Source organism: Pseudoalteromonas sp. SR45-5 (assembly GCF_014163565.1).
Lineage (GTDB): Bacteria > Pseudomonadota > Gammaproteobacteria > Enterobacterales > Alteromonadaceae > Pseudoalteromonas > Pseudoalteromonas distincta.
Genome location: NZ_JACJDN010000673.1, coordinates 1 through 2,072, shown reverse-complemented (window position 1 = coordinate 2,072; position 2,072 = coordinate 1). Strand labels below are relative to the sequence as shown.

Below are 2,072 nucleotides of genomic sequence, written 5' to 3'. Positions count from 1 at the left end.
TAAATCTAAAGTCGCACGCACACGCAAGTACAGAACCATTACCATAAGTATGCCCGTTTAACGCAGCAATAATAGGCATAGGAAAAGTAACTATACGTTTAAATAAGTCACTTATTTGAATCATAAAGTCTGAAATTGCTGCAGGTAAAATACTTGGATTAGACATCCATTGAAGGTCGATACCCAATGACCAGTTTTTATCACTTGAAGACGTTAAAATAACTGACTTAATATTTTGTTCTGCTTCAATGTGGTCTAGGTGTAAATTAAACTCAGCCAAAAACGCTGGGTTGTGGCGGTTTTCAGCGGTATTCATGGTGAGTATAGCGATATTATTTTTAGTTGTTAGTTCTATTAAGTTTGCCATTAAAACCTCTTTTAGCGCTTTTTAAGCTAATTTTAAGCGCTGTTCGTTACTTTTACATATCATAGTAATACTTTGCTTATAATTTATAAACCCACTAATTAAAGCCACCCTTTTTGTTTAGCTATACGCGCAGCATCTATGCGGTTAGTGGCGTTTAATTTTGCAATGGCGTCCGATAGGTAGTTACGCGTAGTCCCTTCGCTAATAAATAGCTGCTTGGCTATGTCGCTTGTTTTAAGGCCATCGCTTGCAAGTTTAAGGGCTTTTCGTTCTTTATCCGTAAGTGGATCTGCGTCGTCTAATGCATTAATAGCAAGTTCTGGGTCAATTACCTTTTGTCCCTGCATTACTTTTTTAAGCGCATTTATTAACTCTTCACTTGGTGCTTCTTTTAAAATAAAACCTTTTACGCCAGTCGTAAGCGCTCGCCTAATATAACCCGCACGAGAAAATGTAGTCATAATAACCATTTTTATAGCAGGAAATTTAGCGGCTATTTTTTCGCTAAGCTCTATACCATTCATGGTTGGCATTTCTATATCGGTTAAAATTATATCGGGATGCAAATCACTATCAAGCGCCTCAATTGCATTAAGTGCATCTTGCCCGTTACTTGCTTGACCAATAATCTCAATATTAAAATCAAGCCCTAACAATGCTGCTACTGCGTCGCGTACAAGCGCCTGATCTTCCACTAAATATACTCTGATCATTATAAATCCTTAGCTGTAATTGGAAGCACTACTTTTAAAGTAAAGTTATCGCCACAGGCAAATACTGCACTGCCATTTAGTTGCTCTGCTCGCTCTTTAATACCATTTAGGCCATTGCCCGAATTCAATGTACTGCACGGACCATGGTCAATTACGGTTATAAGTAACTGCTGCGCTGTTTGTTCTATATTTATTTCGCAATTTTTTGTATTGCTATGGCGTAATAAGTTAGTAACTGCCTCTTTAATTACAAGGCCTGCTATACCCTCTACTTTAGCGGGCAGAGCATTTAAAACCACATTAAATGAAACGTTAAATCCTTGCTCTATTAACCTTTGCTTTAACTGTGCTACTTGGCTGACAAGATTAAGCTGTTTTAAATCACTTACGGCGCTTCTTACATCGCTAAGTAACTGCCTTGCCAAATCGGCCACTTGTGCAATTTCGCTATTTGCTTGAGCGTAGCGCTCTCCTTGGTTTAATTTATTAGCAAGCTCAGCTTTTAAAGCAATAGATGAAAGTGAATGACCTAAAATATCATGCAAGTCGCGAGCTATTCGTTCTCGCTCTGCAATAGCTGCTAATTGCTCTAGTTGGTTAGCGCTTTCTTGTTCGCGCTTTTTGTATAAGCTTTCTCTTTTTGCTGCAATACCGTAACTAAATAATGTGGCGCATAGAATCAAAGCAACGCCTAAAAAGTATTGAACCTTACCTATATCTCCAATATATGTGCTTAATAAAACCGTGAATATAATTGCGATCGCAGCATAAATCCTTTGACGGGAGCTGTAAGAGTAGCCTGCTATATAGGCTACGAAACCAAATAAAGTAGGCGTACCTGTGGTGTAAAAAGTAGCGCAAAAACAAATTAAGAGCATGGCTACAAATAACTTAGTCACCCCTGTGCTTTTACAGTTTATTGCTTTTATATACAAAAGAATAAAAGCAATATAGAAGGCTAAAGACATAACAATTTGGTTAACTGTAAAGCT

Annotated in this window: 3 protein-coding genes; all 3 read right to left on the bottom strand. The window is 37.7% G+C overall.

All coding sequences use genetic code 11. The annotated features are described in order from the left end of the window. Positions 1 to 367: enoyl-CoA hydratase/isomerase family protein (locus tag H5072_RS17865; RefSeq protein WP_182694317.1), on the bottom strand; the 367-nt coding region annotated here is incomplete at its 3' end. 98 nt (positions 368 to 465) lie between these two features. Then, positions 466 to 1,080: a DNA-binding response regulator gene (locus H5072_RS17860; RefSeq protein WP_024599310.1), complete on the bottom strand. Its 615-nt coding sequence runs from the start codon at positions 1,078 to 1,080 to the stop codon at positions 466 to 468. Next, on the bottom strand, positions 1,080 to 2,072 hold a 993-nt coding region (locus H5072_RS17855), incomplete at its 5' end, for a sensor histidine kinase (RefSeq protein WP_182694316.1). The genes H5072_RS17860 and H5072_RS17855, both read right to left, overlap by 1 nt.